14 protein-coding genes are annotated in these 15,466 nt (G+C 69.2%); 2 read left to right on the top strand and 12 right to left on the bottom strand.

Features of this window, described 5'->3' with window-relative positions; all coding sequences use genetic code 11:
- Window positions 1–310 precede the first annotated feature (310 nt).
- The 4 genes from BGO46_RS04440 to BGO46_RS04425 all read right to left on the bottom strand — a co-directional run bounded on the left by BGO46_RS04440 (window position 311) and on the right by BGO46_RS04425 (window position 3,824).
- On the bottom strand, window positions 311–952 hold the full coding sequence (locus BGO46_RS04440) for a CYTH domain-containing protein (protein ID WP_292675588.1): 642 nt from the start codon (window positions 950–952) through the stop codon (window positions 311–313).
- A gap of 7 nt (window positions 953–959) precedes the next feature.
- Window positions 960–1,187: a response regulator gene (locus BGO46_RS04435; RefSeq protein WP_292675586.1), complete on the bottom strand. Its 228-nt coding sequence runs from the start codon at window positions 1,185–1,187 to the stop codon at window positions 960–962.
- A 142-nt stretch (window positions 1,188–1,329) separates the two neighbouring features.
- Window positions 1,330–2,850 (bottom strand): CoA-acylating methylmalonate-semialdehyde dehydrogenase, encoded by a 1,521-nt coding sequence (locus BGO46_RS04430; RefSeq protein WP_292675584.1) that lies wholly within the window; start codon window positions 2,848–2,850, stop codon window positions 1,330–1,332.
- Between the two features lie 35 nt (window positions 2,851–2,885).
- A complete protein-coding gene (locus tag BGO46_RS04425) occupies window positions 2,886–3,824 on the bottom strand; it encodes an NAD(P)-binding domain-containing protein (RefSeq protein WP_292675581.1) in 939 nt (312 codons plus the stop codon).
- A 148-nt stretch (window positions 3,825–3,972) separates the two neighbouring features.
- On the opposite strand from BGO46_RS04425, the gene BGO46_RS04420 reads away from it, so the two are divergent.
- A complete protein-coding gene (locus BGO46_RS04420; RefSeq protein WP_366246792.1) occupies window positions 3,973–4,941 on the top strand; it encodes a LysR family transcriptional regulator in 969 nt (322 codons plus the stop codon).
- The gene (locus BGO46_RS04415) at window positions 4,938–5,672 is read left to right on the top strand and encodes a glutamine amidotransferase (protein ID WP_292675579.1); all 735 of its coding nucleotides are present in this window, start codon (window positions 4,938–4,940) and stop codon (window positions 5,670–5,672) included. Before BGO46_RS04420 ends, BGO46_RS04415 begins: the two co-directional genes overlap by 4 nt.
- A 23-nt stretch (window positions 5,673–5,695) precedes the next feature.
- On the opposite strand, the gene BGO46_RS04410 is transcribed toward BGO46_RS04415, so the two are convergent.
- The 8 genes from BGO46_RS04410 to BGO46_RS04375 form a co-directional block, all read right to left on the bottom strand.
- Entirely contained in the window at window positions 5,696–8,140 is a 2,445-nt protein-coding gene (locus BGO46_RS04410) for a glycogen/starch/alpha-glucan phosphorylase (protein WP_292675761.1), read from the bottom strand.
- A gap of 147 nt (window positions 8,141–8,287) precedes the next feature.
- Window positions 8,288–9,331, bottom strand: a complete 1,044-nt coding sequence (locus BGO46_RS04405) for a YihY/virulence factor BrkB family protein (protein ID WP_292675576.1) — start codon at window positions 9,329–9,331, stop codon at window positions 8,288–8,290.
- A gap of 88 nt (window positions 9,332–9,419) precedes the next feature.
- On the bottom strand, window positions 9,420–9,986 hold the full coding sequence (gene pilO / locus BGO46_RS04400) for a type 4a pilus biogenesis protein PilO (protein ID WP_292675573.1): 567 nt from the start codon (window positions 9,984–9,986) through the stop codon (window positions 9,420–9,422).
- A 1-nt stretch (window position 9,987) separates the two neighbouring features.
- Complete coding sequence (locus BGO46_RS04395) at window positions 9,988–10,845, bottom strand: hypothetical protein (RefSeq protein ID WP_292675570.1); 858 nt, start codon at window positions 10,843–10,845, stop codon at window positions 9,988–9,990.
- Complete coding sequence (pilM, locus tag BGO46_RS04390) at window positions 10,842–12,026, bottom strand: pilus assembly protein PilM (protein WP_292675566.1); 1,185 nt, start codon at window positions 12,024–12,026, stop codon at window positions 10,842–10,844. Before pilM ends, BGO46_RS04395 begins: the two co-directional genes overlap by 4 nt.
- A 55-nt stretch (window positions 12,027–12,081) precedes the next feature.
- Complete coding sequence (locus tag BGO46_RS04385) at window positions 12,082–12,897, bottom strand: A24 family peptidase (protein ID WP_292675563.1); 816 nt, start codon at window positions 12,895–12,897, stop codon at window positions 12,082–12,084.
- Entirely contained in the window at window positions 12,894–14,771 is a 1,878-nt protein-coding gene (locus BGO46_RS04380; protein WP_292675560.1) for a hypothetical protein, read from the bottom strand. The genes BGO46_RS04385 and BGO46_RS04380 overlap by 4 nt, the downstream gene beginning before the upstream one ends.
- Window positions 14,772–14,774: 3 nt before the next feature.
- Complete coding sequence (locus tag BGO46_RS04375) at window positions 14,775–15,461, bottom strand: type II secretion system protein (RefSeq protein WP_292675557.1); 687 nt, start codon at window positions 15,459–15,461, stop codon at window positions 14,775–14,777.
- Window positions 15,462–15,466: the final 5 nt, after the last annotated feature.

Below are 15,466 nucleotides of genomic sequence, written 5' to 3'. Positions count from 1 at the left end.
TCGCTCTGCTGCTCAATCCCATTTGATTGCATAGGTTCCCGGAGTACTCTGGGAGCCCTGCTGACGCCGCCCCTACACGAAGCCGGGGGCGGCGTCAGTGTTTGTGGGGTGGGGCGTCGTTGCGGGGCTCATCCGTCCCGAAGTGCGGCATCGCGGGCGCGCAAGCGACAACACGGGACGGACGAACGCGGGATGCCCGGCATCCGCCCGCCTTCATCCGTCCCGAAGTGCGGCATCGCGGGCGCGTACGCGACAACGCGGGACGGACGAACGCAGGATGCCCGGCATCCGCCCGCCCGGCCGCGCGTGCTCAGGCGCCGAGCGCGCGGGCGAGCTTCGAGTCGGATGCCGCCGGGCGTCCGCCGGCGGCGGTGACCAGCGCATCGGCGGCGGCGAAGAACGCCGCGATCTCGTCCGCGTCGGCGGGGGCGGCGGGGCCGAGCTCAAGCTCCCACTCACGCCAGGACGTGTCGACGCCGCGGCGCACGTCGGTGGCGACCACGCGGTCGTCGACGAACTCGGCGACCAGTCCCCCGGCGGCGTCGCGCAGTGCGTACGCCGTGCGGGCGTTGCGGATGCGTGCGACGACGCCGAACGGGGGCTGCGCCAGCGACGCGATGGCGGCGACGATGGCATCCGGGACAATCGGCTCAGCGGAGGCCACCGGGGCATCCGCCGCTTCGAGCGGCCAGTGCGTCTCGAGCTTGCCCGCGGGCGTCACCTGCTTGAGATGCCATCCCTCGTCGGGACCGCCCGTGCGCCGGCGCAGCGCGGCGCGGGCGGCGGCGAGGCGGGCGTCGGCGGTGTCGAGGTAGCGGGCGTCGAGCTCGCGCGGCTCGGGGGTTCCGATCTGCGCGACGCCGGGAAGTGCGCTCCAGTCGGGCAGCGGCGTGTCGGCGTCGACGTCGTACTTCTGCTCGATCTCGAGCGAGCGGGTCGGTTCGGCGTTCACGCGCCGATCACTCGTCGCGGCCGTCGGGGTCGGGATCGATGTCGTCTTCGGATTCGACGTAGTGGAAGTCGCTCGACGTCGGTCCGTCGGCCTCGCCCGTGTTCTGCAGCGCGCCCGCGCGTTCGTAGACGACCTGCGTCTCGCTGTACGGCAGGATCAGCGTGCTCTGTGCCTCGTCGTCGAGCGGAAGAACCTGCCCGTCGAGCGGGCCACCGTGAAGTCGTGCGATCGCCATGTCGAACCTCCTGTGATGGATGCCTTCAGCCTAGCCCCGCGCCGGTTGCGACGTTTCGTCTCGCGGCTCCGCCGCTCGCTCAACGACCGGTTGGCGGCCTCCCGCCCCGGCCGTTGAGCGAGCGCAACGCCCCGCCCAGGCGTCAGTGCGTCGGGAAGCCGAGGCTGATCTGGCTCTCGCTCGGGTCGGGCCAGCGGGTGGTCACGACCTTGCGGCGCGTGTAGAAGTTGAACGCCTCGGGGCCGTACATGTGCGTGTCGCCGAACAGCGAGTCCTTCCACCCGCCGAACGAGAACGCGCCCACCGGCACGGGGATCGGCACGTTGATGCCGACCATCCCGACCTCGATGTCGAACTCGAACTGCCGCGCGGTCTTGCCGTCGCGGGTGAAGACGGCCGTCCCGTTGGCGTACCGATTGCTGTTGATCAGCGCCACCGCCTCGTCGTACGTGCCGACCCGCACGACCGACAGCACCGGTCCGAAGATCTCCTCGTCGTACACGCGCATGCCGGGGGCGACGTCGTCGACGAGCGACGGCCCGATGAAGAACCCGTCGCCACCGACCTCCAAGGCTCGCCCGTCGACGACGACGCGCGCGCCCTCACCCTCGGCGCCCGCGACGAAGCCCGTGACGCGATCGAGCGCGTCACGCGTGATGAGCGGGCCCATCTCAACGCCGGGCTGTGTGCCGTCGCCGACGGTGACAGCCGGGATCCGCTCCGCGATCTTGGCGACCAGTTCGTCGGCGACGCCGCCGACGGCGACGACGACTGAGACGGCCATGCAGCGCTCGCCCGCCGATCCGTAGCCGGCCGAGATCGCGGCATCCGCCGCCGAGTCGAGGTCGGCGTCGGGCATGACGATCATGTGGTTCTTCGCCCCGCCGAGTGCCTGCACGCGCTTGCCGTTCTCGGCGGCACGCGTGTAGATGTACTTCGCGATCGGCGTCGACCCGACGAACGAGACGGCGCGGATGATCGGGTCGTCGAGGATCGCGTCGACGGCCTCCTTGTCACCGTGCACGACGTTCAGGATGCCTGCCGGCAGCCCCGCCTCGGCGAAGGCCTCGGCGAGCCAGACGGCGGCCGAGGGGTCGCGCTCGCTGGGCTTGAGGATGACGGCGTTGCCCGCCGCGATCGCCGTCGTGACCATCCACAGAGGCACCATCGCGGGGAAGTTGAACGGCGTGATGCACGCGACGACCCCGATCGGCTGGCGCACCTGGTGCACGTCGACGCCGCCGGCGACCTGCTCGGAGTAGTCGCCCTTGAGGTGGTGCATGAGCGACGTGCAGAACTCGACGTTCTCGAGGCCCCGGGCGACTTCACCGAGGGCATCCGGAACCGTCTTGCCGTGCTCGGCGGTGATGACGCGGGCGAGTTCCTCGGCGCGCTGCGAGACGATCTCGCGCAGGCGGAACATCACCTGCTGCCGCTTGCCGAGACCCGTCGCGCGCCACGCGGGCTGCGCGGCCTGCGCGATGCGCGCGGCTTCGTGCACGAAATCAGCGGATGCCAGGCTGACGGCGCCGGTCTGCTCGCCGGTGGCGGGGTTGAAGATGGGCCCCGTGCGGCCGTCGCCGTCGACGCGTGCGCCGCCGACGACGTGCGGGATCAGGGTGGTGGTGCCGGCGGGATCTGCGGCGAGAACGGAAGAGCTCATGATGTGTCCTTTGAAGTCAGTCTCAGGCGGCGGGTTCAGACGTGGGCCGGTGCGGCGTCGCGTGCGGGGTCGTAGCCGCGCAGCGTGCCGTCGGGGCTGGCGAAGGTGGCGACGAGCGTGCAGTCCTTACCGCCGAGGCCTTGCGCGATCAGTTCGTCGAGCTGCGACAGCGCGAGGCGCGCGGCAGGCAGGTGCACGCCGGTGACGTCGCCGGCCTGCACCGCCAGACCGCAGTCCTTACGGGCCAGGTCGACCGAGAACGTCGGGTCGAAGTTGTTGTTCGCGGCCGAGCGCTCGACCACGCCGGGCACGGGGTACCACGTGCGCAGCGCCCACGAGTCACCGGACGAGACACGCGCGACCTCCCAGAATGTCCGCGCGTCGAGGCCCAGCTCTTCGGCCAGCTGCGAGCCCTCCGACATCGCCATGACCGAGATGAACAGCATCATGTTGTTGACGAGCTTCGCCGCGATCCCGGCGCCGGCGTCGCCGCACGCGATGATGTTGCCGGCCATCGGCTCGACGACAGCGCGGGCGCGCTCTACGTCGTCCGGCCGGCCGCCGAGCATGAAGGTCAGGCTGCCCGCGGCGGCTCCTGCCGTGCCGCCCGAGATCGGGGCATCCACGAACGTGAGTCCGCGCGCGGCGGCTTCGTCGTGACACCAGCGCGACGTCGCGACGTCGACCGTCGAGGTGTCCATGAGCAGAGCGGATGCCGGCGCGTGCGCGAAGATGCCGTCCGGGCCGCCGTAGACGCTGCGCACGTGCTCGGGCTTGGGCAGCGAGGTGAGGACGGCGTCGGCGCCGGCGAGGGCTGCAGCGACGGTGTCGACGAGTTCGACGCCGTGCTCGGCTGCGATGGCGGCCGCGGTGGGGTTGATCTCGACGCCGCGGACGGTGTGTCCCGCGGCGATCAGGTGGGCGGCCATGGGGGCGCCCATCCTTCCGAGTCCGATGAAGGCGATGGTGGACATGACGGCTCCCTGCGTCGTCGAAGGCGTGCCGCCGCGGTCGTCGGTGACTGCGGCTCTGATGCCAGGCTAGGCATCCGGTCTCTGCGAATCAATGCACACGGTGACGACAAACTTGCACCGCGACTGTGCGCTGGTGCACACTGTCGGCATGACCGCACCGGCCGGCGAGCCACCCCTCGACGCTCTCATGACGTTCCTGTCCGTCGCGCGACTGGGCCGGTACACGGCGGCGGCCGAAGTGCTCGGCGTCAACCACTCGACCGTCTCACGGCGCATCGCCGCGCTCGAGGGTGCGATGAGCGGGCGCGTGCTCGTGCGCACGACCGGCGGGTGGGAGGTGACCGACCTGGGCCGCCGCGCCGTCTCGATCGCCGAGCGCATCGAGGGGTCACTGCGCGAACTCGTCGAGGGCGACGAAGACGGCATCGTGCACGGCATGGTGCGCATCTCGGCGCCGGATGCCTTCACCGCGGTCTTCCTCGCGCCTGCGATGACCGAGCTGCGCCGCGAGCACCCCAACCTCGCGGTCGAGCTGCTGTCGGCGACGCAGCGCGTGCGGCAGAACCGGTCAGGCGTGGATCTCGAGATCGTCGTCGGCCGGCCGCAGGTGCTGCGCGCGTATGCGACGCCCGTGTGCGCGTATTCGCTGCGCCTGTATGCGACACCGGAGTACCTCGCCGAGCACGGGATTCCCGAGACGGTCGCACAGCTGGCCGGGCATCCGCTCGTGTACTACGTCGAGAGCTCACTGCAGGTCGATGAGCTCGACCGCGCGCTGCAGGAACTGCCCGACTCTCCCCCGTCGGTGCGCTCGACGAGCGTCTATGCGCACGTCGAAGCGACCGCGGCGGGCGCGGGAATCGGCATCCTGCCCGACTTCCTCGGCGACCCCGACCCGCGCTTCGTGCGCGTGCTCGACGGCCGCTACGCGCACCCGCTCGCGTACTGGGCGGTCGCCCGCGACGAAGGCCCCCGCAATCCGGTCGTGGCGGCGACGCTGGGGGCGCTGACCTCGTACATCGAGCGGGTGCAGGATGCCTCGGGGGTTGCACGGCCGGGCGATGAGACCTCGCCCGCTGCGCTCTCTGCCGCTGCCCGGTCGGGGCGTGACGCATGAAGCCGTTCCTGCTGCTCGCGACGCGCGCCGAGGATGTGCCCGCCGACGAGGAGTACGCGCTGTTCCTGCGCTTCACGGGGCTCGACGAGCGCGACCTCGTGCGGGTGCGGATGGAGGCCGGCCCCCTCGGAGGGGTCGACCTGGACGACTACTCGGGGATCCTCGTCGGCGGCGGGCCGTTCAACGCGTCCGACCCGATCGAGAAGAAATCCGCCGTGCAGCAGCGCGTCGAGGCCGAGATCTCGGCGCTGCTGGACGAGGTCGTCGCCCGCGACTTCCCGTTCTTCGGCGCCTGCTACGGCATCGGCACGGTCGGCGCGCACCAGGGTGCTGTCATCGATGGCATCCACCGTGAGCCGATCAGCGTGATCGAGGTGCGCAAGACGGATGCCGGACGCGCAGACCCACTCCTGCGCGAACTGCCCGACGCGTTCACCGCGTTCGTCGGGCACAAGGAGGCGATCAGCGTGCTGCCGCCGTCGGCGACGCTGCTCGTGCGCGGCGACGCGTGCCCCGTGCAGATGTTCCGGGTGGGGCACAACGTGTACGCGACGCAGTTTCACCCCGAACTCGACGTCGACGGGATCTCGACGCGCATCCGCGCCTACGCCGGGCACGGGTACTTCGCCGCGGACGAGCTCGACCTCACGCTCGCCGCGGTGCAGCGCCTGCCCGTGGTGCACACCGGAGCCATCCTGCGCGCTTTCGCGCAGCGCTACGCCCGCCCCTGACCCCCGCGAGCTTGGGGCTCAGGTCAGAGGACGGGCGGGGTGTGCCAGATGCGCTCGATGTAGTCGCGCATCGAGCGGTCTGACGAGAAGAAGCCCGTGCGGGCGACGTTGAGGATCGCGGCGTGGGTCCAGGCATCCTGGTCCGCGTACGCGGCATCCACGCGCTTCTGCGCCGCGAGGTACGACGAGTAATCCGCGAGCACCATGAACCGGTCGTCGTAGAGCAGGTTCGAGACGATCGGCTCGAAGACGCTCTTGTCGCCGCCCGAGAACGCGCCCGACGCGATGAGGTCCATCGCGCGGCGCAGGTTCTCGTCGCGCTGGTAGAACTCGGCCGGCTTGTATCCGGCCGCCCACAGCGCCTCGACCTCGGGCTCGCTCATTCCGAACAGGAAGAAGTTGTCGTCGCCGACGAGCTCGCGGATCTCGACGTTCGCGCCGTCGTCGGTGCCGATCGTGAGCGCGCCGTTGAGGGCGAACTTCATGTTTCCGGTGCCGGATGCCTCCTTGCCGGCGAGCGAGATCTGCTCTGACAGATCGGCCGCCGGGATCAGGCGCTCGGCGAGCGTCACGTTGTAGTTCTCGGGGAACAGCACCTTCAGGCGCCCCTCGACGCGCGGGTCAGCGTTGACGACCGATCCCACGGCGTTGATCAGGTGAATGATCCGCTTGGCCATCGCGTAGCCCGGCGCCGCCTTCGCACCGAAGATGAACGTGCGCGGCTGGATGTCGGATGCCGCGACCCGTCCCGACGTGATCTGCTCGTACAGCGTCACGATATGCAGCAGGTTCAGCATCTGGCGCTTGTACTCGTGCAGGCGCTTGACCATCACGTCGAGCATGTGCCCGTCGCTGATCTCGAACCCGTCGCGCGCGCGCAGCACGTCGCTCAGGCGGCGCTTGTTGGATGCCTTGACCTCGGCGAACGCCGCCCGGAACACCGGATCTTCGGCGTAGGTCTCGAGCTCGCGCAGGCGCTCGAGGTCGGTGACCCAGCCCGTGCCGATCGCCTCGGTGATGAGCGCCGACAGCCCCGGGTTCGCGAGCCGCAGGAAGCGCCGCGGCGTGACGCCGTTCGTCACGTTCGTGAACTTGCACGGGTAGAACTCGTTGAAGTCGGGCAGCACCTTGTCGCGCAGCAGCTGCGAGTGCAGCTCGGCGACGCCGTTGACCTTCGCACCCGCGACCGTCGCGAGGTACGCCATGCGCACCGAGCGGTTCGGGAAGTCGCTGATGATCGACATGTTGCGGATGCGCATCTCGTCGTCACCGAAGCGCTCGCGCACCGCCTCGAGGAACTCCTCGTTGATGCGGTAGATGATCTCGAGGTGGCGCGGCAGCAGGCGGCCGAGCAGGTCGACCGACCAGACCTCGAGCGCTTCGGGCAGCAGCGTGTGGCACGTGTAGGCGAAGCACTTCTGGGTGATCTGCCACGCGGCATCCCATTCGATGCCCCGCTCGTCGACGAGCACGCGCATGAGCTCGGGCACGCCGATCACGGGGTGGGTGTCGTTGAGCTGGAAGATGACGCGGTCGGGCAGGGCGCTGAGGTCGAAGCCGTCCGACAGCATGTTGTCGAGGAAGTCACCGATGGATGCCGCGACGAAGAAGTACTGCTGCTGCAGGCGCAGCTCTTTGCCCTGCGGCGTGGAGTCTTCGGGGTAGAGCACCTTGGAGATGTTCTCGGCGAACGTCTGCGCGCGCACGGCCTCTTCGTAGTCGCCCGAGTTGAAGACGCGCAGGTCGAACGAGTTGGTGGCCTTCGCGCTCCACAGGCGCAGCGTGTTGACGCGGCCGTTGAGGTAGCCGGGCACCATGTAGTTGAAGGGAACGGCCTGCACGTTCCAGGCCGGCACCCAGCGCGTGCGCTCGACGCCGTCGTCGTCGGTGTACTGCTCGGTGTGACCGCCGAAGGGGATCGTGCGGGATGCCTCGGGGTGCGGGAACTCCCACGGCGAGCCGAGCTCGAGCCACGAGTCGGGCTGCTCGACCTGCTGGCCCTCGACGAAGGTCTGGCGGAAGATGCCGTACTCGTAGCGGATGCCGTAGCCCGTGTTGGGGACGCTCATCGTGGCGAGCGAGTCGATGAAGCACGCCGCGAGGCGGCCGAGACCGCCGTTGCCGAGGCCCGGTTCGATCTCCTGCGCGCGCAGGTCGTTGATGTCGATGCCGCACGCGGCCATCGCCTCGGTCGCGATGTCGGTGAGGCCCGACGCGAGCAGGTTGTTGTCGAGCTGCGGGCCGAGCAGGTACTCGGCGGACAGGTACGCGACGCCCTTGGCTTGCGACTCGTACTGGCGGCGCTGGTCTTCGAGCCAGCGCGCCATGAGGTAGTCGCGCACCGTCATCGCGAACGCGAAGTAGCGGTCGTTGTCGCTCGAGCCCGACAGCGGCACGCCGCGCTCGTAGTTGAGGTTGCGCAGGAACTGGCGCACGAACCCGTCGACCGAGCTCGCGGGCCCCGTCACGGGAGCAAGCGCGAGCGGGTGCGTCGCGCCGAGCGGGTGGGTCGTGGCGGCGGTGTTGTCAGATGCGGTCACGATAACGAAGGTACACAGTGTGGGCGCGGCCCGTGACCGTTCCCAGCCGGGCCAACCGCAGAATTTACACAGCTGTCACGACGAGGTTGCCTGATTTGTGAGGTCGCTGCCGCCGGTCGCCAGCGCGCCGCCGGCGCCGCCTGTCGGCAGCGCGGCGCGGGCGGCACTGAGTTCGGCGGATGCCAGGGCCACGGCGTCCTCGGCCTGCTGCACGCGCCGCAGCGCGGACGTGGGGGCGCCGAAACGCTCGCGCACGCGGTCGTCGCGCTCGCGCACGCGCGTGTAGATGTAGGCCGTCGCAATGAGGATCACCTGCGCCGAGAGGTTGAACCACAGCAGCAGCGCGATGAGGGCGGCGAACGAGACGAGCAGCGGGTTGGCATCCGCTCCCCCGACGAACAGCCCTGACAGCTGCTGCAGCACCGTGAGCCCGACCCCACCCAGCAGCGCGCCGGTCCACAACGCGCGGGCGGGGGCTTTCACGCCCGAGAGCACGCGGAACAGGACGGCGATCGCGAGGGCATCCAGCACGAACGTCACGCCGATCGCCAGCCACCGACTGCCCCACACGACGATCGCGTCGCCGGTGCCGACGCCGAGCCAGCCGGCGACCGCGCCGAGGCCCGCCGTGCCGAGCATCGTCGCGGCGGCGGATGCCAGCAGCGCGCCACCGGCTCCGATCGCAAGCGCGAGGTTGCGCAGCAGCACGAGCCAGAACGGGAGGTCGACCGTTCCGCGGTCGCAAATGGTGCGCATTGCGGTGCGCAGCGACCCGATCGCGCCGATCGCGGCGCCGACGAGGCCGACGAGCGAGACGATGCCGGCGATCGAGAGCCCGGCGGGGATCGCGATGGAGTCGGGGTCGATCAGTCCCCCGTCGCCGACGAGTCCCGGTACGGCGCGGTCGACGGCGTCGATGAGGGCCTGCCAGGCGGCGGGGTCGCCCGCGAGCCACAGCCCCGCGACCGAGAAGCCGAGCAGCACGCCCGCGAACACGCTGAACAGCGCGCGGTAGGTGACGGCGTCGGCGAGCATCGCTCCGCGGCGCTCGCTGTACCTGAGGAACGCGCGGACGGCGGTCAGCGACAGGGCCCAGGCGGTGATGCGCGCGATGCTCATGCGAGCCAGGATAGGTCGGCGGCGCGCGGGCAGCGACGTGCCACCCGCGCGCCCGGCAGACCGGCAGACCGGCAGACCGGCAGACCGTCTACGCCGTCGGGATCAGCACCCAGGTCGTGCCGGTGAGCTCGATCGAGTCGACATCGCCGGAGCTGTACCGGCTGCCCGAGATGGTGACGATGCGGTCGGACTGCTGCAGACTGCCGACGAACGCCTCCAGTTGCGCACGATCACCGTCCGCCGTCAGCGTCATCGGGATGGCGACGAGTCGGCCACTGGAGGGCGGGGTGACATCGACGCCTTCGGGTGCGACATACTCGGTCGCCGCGTCGAAGCGGAGCGTTCGCACCGTCACGCCCGCCGCCGTCGCGGCGGCGTCGATCTGGTTGATGAGCTCTTGCTGCGAGCGCGACGCGGGGATGCGCTTGTGCTCTTCGGAGAGGTCGGCCTTGTACTGGTCGAGATGCTCGTTCTCGGCGGCGAGTGCATCGATCGCGAGCTGTTGCACGTCGTTCAACTGTGCGATGGATTGGGTCTGCGAGTTCGCGGTGCTCATACGGTCCAGTTGCGGCTGGATGCCGACGAACCAGCCGCCCGCGACGATCGCCACGGCGAGGATGCCGATGACGATGAGGCTCAGTCTGTGCTTGTCCATGTCACTCCCCCGTCCCGGACGTCGTGTCACCCTCGGTTGCGGTATCCGCACCGGCATCAGTTGTGCCCGAGCCCGGAATCGTCGTCGCCTTCAGTTCGAGCTGCTCGTGCAGCTGCGCGATCGTGTCTGCGTCGAGCTCGCCGACGCGCGCGGTGCCACCGAGCGCGTCGGCGCCCAACTGCACGACACCGGTGATCGTGTAGCCGCTCTCTCCCGACTCGGCGACGGCGCTCACCGTCGCGCTGACGTATCCGGTGAGCTGGCTGAGCGCGTTCAGCAGCGGCGTCGGCGAGTCGAAGCGCGCGGCGTTCGCGGTGAACGAGATCTCGATGACACCGGGCGCGTCGAGGCCGGTGGCCTCGATCGCCGATGCACCGGCATCCAGGCCCTTGATCACGACCGTCTCGGTCGCCAGCGTGATGTCGTCGGGGAGCACGGTGTCGAGTTCGCCCTGCAGGCGTGCCCAGTCGGCCTCGGAGTAGAGGGCGGAGATCTCGGCGCCGTCGTAGCCACCGAGCTGGGCGATGACCGACGAGACCTCAGAGTAGCTCTGCTGCTCTTGGAGGAGTGTCAGCGTGCGGGCGCGCTCGGTGTCGAGCGCACTCTCGGCGCGCCCGGCCAGAAACGCGACGCCGACGGATGCCGCGGCGATGATCAGCACGAGACCCAGCAGCCCGATCATGAGACGCGAGATGGTCGCGCGATTCTTGCGGCGGATCCCGACGATCGGCGGCACGAGGTCGACGCGCGCGATGGCACGAGCCGGCGTGCTGGTCTCGACCTCTTGGAGCTCGTCGAAGGGGCTCGGCTGCGACGAGGAGCGCTGGCGCTGCCGGCGCTCGGTGACTTCCGCGGTCATTTGCGGGCTCCCTTCGCTGCCGCCTTGGCGTCTGCCTTCGCAGCGGCCTTGGCATCCTTCTCTGCCTGCTTCGCACCGGCAGCCGCCGCCTTCGCGGACGACTTGGCACTGGCCTTGCTGGCGCCGCGTGCAGGCTTGGTGCTGACCTTCGCCCCGACCGCAACGCCGAGCGACGACGCGAGCTCGAGGCCCCACGGCTCGATCCCCGCGTTGCGCGCCTTCTGGCTGACGCTGAAGCTGCCCAGCGGGTTTCCGTACGCAGTCTCGACGCCGAGCGCGCGCGACAGCACGAGGGTCAGGCCGTTGAGCCTGCTGCCGCCGCCGGTGAGCGTGACGAACGACACCGGTGCGTCGGGGTGCGCGTTCGCCCAGAAGCTGAACGTGTTGCGGATGCTGTCGATGAGGCCGGCGATGTTCTCGCGCAGCACGGTCTCGGCGTCGACGTCGCGCGGCGTCGCGGCGCCGCCCTGCAGGCCGCGGGCGATCTTGTCCTGCTCGGCCTCGGCGAAGCTGACACCGAGGGCACGCTCGATGCTGCGCGTGACGTCGTCGCCGCCGCTCGGCACGATGCGGACGAACCTCGGTGTGCCCGCCGTGGAGATCACGATGGTCGTGCTCGAGCCACCGACGTTGATGATCGCCTGCGTGCCGCGTTGCGGGCCGGGCATGAGCCGCAGCAGCGAAAATCCGGAGAAGTCGACCGCGTCGATCGAGTGCCCAGAGCGCTCGATCGCGTTGACGGTCGCCTCGAGGCTGCTGCGCACCGTCGCGACGAGCAGTCCCTCTTGCTGCGGGCCGTGCGGCGTCTCGACGTCGCGCAGCGGCAGGAAGTCGAGGATCGCGTCGTCGAGATCGATCGGCACCTGCCCCTCGACGGCGAAGCGCAGGCTCGTGCTGCGGTTCGGCCCGGTCAGCGCGGGCAGCGTCACCTCGCGGACGACGACCTTGCGGTTGCTGATGCCGAGGACGACGTTCTTCGTCGTGAATCCGCCTCGCTTCCACAGTTCTTTGAGCGCGGCGATGGCACGACGCTGATCGACGATCTCGCCGTCGAAGACCGTGCCGTCTTCGATCGCGAGGGCCGCGAACCGACTGATCGTCGGACGCGCGGTGTAGGGAGACTCGATCTGCACGCCGCGCAGGCCGCTGCGGCTCAGATCGAGCGCGACTACTGCTGCCATGGATGTTCCTCCGTGTTCGCTGGGGATGCCAAAGGGGTCTGTTCGGGTGCGGTCATCAGGTGAGTCCGGTCATCGCGAGATACCAATCGGCCAGCGGCTGGCCGAGCCAGATGCCGAAGGCCGCGCCGAGCAGCATGAACGGGCCGAACGGCACCGCCGTCTTTCGCGTGGCCTTGCGGCCGATCATGAGCGCGACGCCGAAGATGCCGCCGAAGACGAAAGCGGAGAACGCACCGACGATCAGCGTCGCCCAGCCGAGCCACGCCAGCAGCATGCCGAGCGCGCCGGCGAGCTTGACGTCGCCGAGTCCCATGCCGCCAGGTCGCGCGATCGCAAGGATGAAATAGAAGCCGCCGAGGGTGACGGCGCCGATCGCGGCCGACAGCAGCCTTCCGTACTCGCCGGTGACGATGGATGCCACGACAAGCAGTACGGCTGTCACGACGTACGACGGCAGCACGATGACGTTGGGCAGGCGGTGGTGGTCGAGGTCGATGAACGTGAGTGCCACCGCGATCGCCGCCCAGTAGAGCATGAGCGGCAGCAGCGCGAACGCGTACGCGCCGTCGACGCCGCCCCACGCCGCGAGTCCGAACAGCACGGCGGTGAGCGCCTCGACGAAGGGATAACGTGCGGAGATGTGGGTGCCGCAGTGGCGGCAGCGGCCACGCAGCACCAGGTACGAGACGACCGGGATGTTGTCGTACCAGGCGATGGGCTTGCCGCACGAGGGGCACGCGCTGGGCGGGCGAACAATGCTCATGCCCTGCGGCACCCGCCAGATCACGACGTTGAGGAACGATCCGATGAGCGCGCCGAACACCGCGGCGATCGCCACGATCCACCCTGCGGGAATCAGGTCTGCGATCATCGCGCCGACCCGTCTGCCGCGAAGACCGCCGACGTCTCGACCCACGAGGTGACGCCGTAGGTGGTGGTCACGGGATTGAGGAACTTGGGCGGCGCCTTGAACTTGAAGCGGTTGTCGTAGATGTAGTTCTTCGCGTAACCCGAGACGATCGACCCGCCCGATGTGGCCGTGGCGACGGGCCCGCGGTACTTCTGCGCGATGGCGCCCAGGACGGTCAGCGTGCCTCGCGCACCGGAACCGGAGACGGCGTAGTTCTGCACCTGGAAGGTGTGTGCGACCGAGAGGATGGCCGCGTGGATCGTGCGGTTCTTCGAAAGCAGGAACGTGTTCGAGCTGTTGACCGGGTTGTAGACCCACACGGCGTTGTTGCCGACGAGGCCGAGGATGTCGTCGTTCTGATCGACGTAGGTGAGGTCGCCGACGATGAAGATCGAGTTCTCGGCGGCGATCGTCGAGGCACCGTTGAACTCGCCCTTGACGAACGCGTCACCGGTGCGGCATCCGTAGGGGCTCGTCGTCGTGGCGACCTCGGTCGTAGAAGTGCTTGACGTGCGCAGCGGGTAGCCGGGCGCGTTCGACCCGGTGCCGAACCGCCAGCCGCGCTGGCCCGTCGAACCGGTGCTCGTGCAGGTGAAGTTCGCGGGGTCGTTCGAGGCTGCCCAGTAGTTCACGTCGCTCGTGACGGCGGGGACGTTCTGCACGTACATGACGTTGTTCTCGGGCACCGTGATCGTCGCGCCGGCGACGGACTGCAGCGCCGAGATCGCACCGCATTCGCTCGGTGCCGACCCTGACGTGGAGCCGGCGTTGGCGATACGCGTCGCCTTGGTGAACGGCGACTTGATGTTGACGGTGCCGTCGGCGTAGAAGGTGAATTGCGTCGGGCCGGTGTAGAGGCATCCGGGGCGCGGCACGTCGGTCGCGGTGAGGTCGGAGCGTGTCTCTTTCTTGAGCTCGGAGTTGGTCGCCGGCATGCCGCTCACGCCCGCGTACGCCGGAGACCCGACGACCTCGAACGTCGGCGTCGCGCAGGTGCCGCCGTTCGCCGACTGGTTCAGGTAGTACGGTGCTGACGGCTTGCCGGTCGTGACCATTCCCTTGAAGACCGTCCCGCAGGCGCGGATGGTGTCGTTGCTGTGCAGCGGTCCGTCGATAGTGTCGAACGCACCGAAGGAGATGTCATTGCACGGGTTCGTGCTGCCGCTCGGCCGCGAGTTCCAGCCGTACCGCAGCGCCGGTGGCGTGCCTGCGTCGTAGCAGGACGATGCCGGAGCACTGGAGGCGACGGCGGGGTCGGTGACCTCGAGGTCAGTGAAGTAGAGGAAGTCGATGAAGCCCTGCTGCTTGAGATCGGCGATCAGCGTGCGAGTCGCATCACCCACCTTGCCGGTCGAGCGCAGTCGGATGCGCCCCGTCGTGCCGTAGGTCGAGTTGTCGACTTCGTAGCGGAACTCGCCGCGCGCGGTGCCGTCGGCGCCCGACAGCTGCGCCCAGGTGCCGCTGGCCCCGACGCCGAAGGCGGGGTTGGTGTCGTCGGGGGTGATCGCACTGCTCGCGCTGAACGTCGACGCTGCGTTGCCGTACCGGTAGTAGCTCGTGTCGGCCGAGAGCCTGCTCTGGTACTCGTCGATACCGGCATAGGCGGCCGCGAGGGCGGCGTTCCAGTCGGCATCGTCGGTGGCCTGCCGCATGCCGTTGACGGTGACGACGACCAGCAGCGTCATCAGCATCGACAGCACCGCCCCGACGGCGACGACGAGGATGAGCGCTGCGCCGCTGTCCTCAGCGGCTCTGCTGCGCTGCAGGCGCAGGAACACCCCGGCGCGCCGGCGCTTGCGGAGTGTCGGCGCGGCGTTCGACTCGACGTTCGACATAAGTCAGTGCACCTCCACTCGGGCGACGCCGAGGTTCGGCAGCCCCACCAGGTTCTGGAGGACGACGGGGGACACGCGCCCGCTCTCATCCCCCTGTACCTGCATCGTCACCTGCACGCTCGCGATGTTGCGGATCTGCGTCGTCGACAGGCTCGCTCCGCTCGCGGGAGTCAGCACCGCGCCGTCTTTGTCTTTGTAGACGAACAACGGGACGCTGCTGTCGGGCGGCAGCAGCGAGCGCGCGATCGTACGCGCGTAGGTCGAGGTGGTCTGGAACTTCCAGTAGGTCCCGTACACGTGGTAGGCATCCCATCGCGTCTCGACGAGCTCGTTGTCGGCGTTGCGGCTGAACTCGACCTTGAGCGGTGCCGGATCGGTCGATGACGTGGCGTCGATGAACGAGTTCATGACGATGCGCTCGGCGCCGGCGTAGACGAAGACGGGATCGTTCGTCGCCGAACCGTACACCGGAATCTCGGTGCCGGCGCGCAGGATGCGGGTGACCTCGTTCATGGCGGTGGATGCCAGGCGCGTATTCGTTACCTCCGCATCCTGGTCGTTGATGGCGCGTGATGTCGTCGTGAACATCGTGACGACGAGCGCGATGAGGATGCTGGAGATGCCCATCGCGACGACCAGTTCGATGAGAGTCAGGCCCTCATCCTTTGCACCGCGGAGGCGACCACGCATCGCGC

The sequence above is a fragment of the Microbacterium sp. 70-16 genome, assembly GCF_001898315.1.
Taxonomy (GTDB): domain Bacteria; phylum Actinomycetota; class Actinomycetes; order Actinomycetales; family Microbacteriaceae; genus Microbacterium.
The sequence above is the reverse complement of the archived record's forward strand: the minus strand, read 5'-3'. Positions and strand labels throughout refer to the sequence as shown.